The organism is Delftia sp. ZNC0008, from assembly GCF_000799035.1.
GTDB classification, from domain to species: domain Bacteria; phylum Pseudomonadota; class Gammaproteobacteria; order Burkholderiales; family Burkholderiaceae_C; genus Comamonas; species Comamonas tsuruhatensis.
In genome coordinates this window covers 1-646 of sequence record NZ_JTKZ01000873.1, presented here as the reverse complement: position 1 = coordinate 646, position 646 = coordinate 1, and the positions used below count along the sequence as shown (strand labels likewise).

1 protein-coding gene is annotated in these 646 nt (G+C 68.7%); it reads left to right on the top strand.

Going from position 1 to position 646, the window contains the following annotated elements:
- Positions 1–448 (top strand): TolC family protein (locus L995_RS28175; RefSeq protein ID WP_047474672.1); only part of this gene is annotated, 448 nt, incomplete at its 5' end.
- Between the last annotated feature and the right edge of the window lie 198 nt (positions 449–646).

The window sequence follows — 646 nt, the reverse complement described above, 5'->3', positions numbered from 1 at the left end:
CCGCGTGCATGGCGGCGCGCTGTTCGAGGGCGGCAGCGCCACCAGCAGCGTGTTCCTGGGCGTGGTCTGGTCCTTCCTCGACGTGGGCCGCGTGCGGGCGCGCATCGCGGCCAGCGAGGCCGGCGCCCAGGCCGCGCTGGCCCAGTACCAGCAGACCGTGCTGCTGGCGCTGGAGGACGCCGAGAACGCCCTGGTGCGCCTGCAGCGCACGCGCACCGAGGATGCCCACCTGGCCCAGGCCGCCGAGCAGCGCCAGCGCGCAGAACAGCTGGCGCTGCGCCGCTACCACCTGGGCAGCGTGGGCCTGTACGAAGTGCTGGATGCGCAGCGCGACCTCTACGCGGCCCAGGACGCCGCCGCCGACAGCCGTGCGCGCGGCCTGCGCGCTGCCGTGGCGCTGTACCAGGCCTTGGCCGGTGGCTGGGACGGGAAGCTGCCGCCAGCCTGAGCACAAGGCGTGCGTTGCAAAAAGGGACGGCCAGGCGCCGTCCCTTTTTTTCTTGTCCGGCGTACCCGGTGAAAACCACGAGGACCAGGGGCTTGCCTCATTTTTTTCTTATCGGATAATTTTCTCATTGGAAAAAATGGAGCGATGGATGATGGAAAGCCAGGTTCTGGATTTCGCCGTGATCGGTGCCGGACGCGG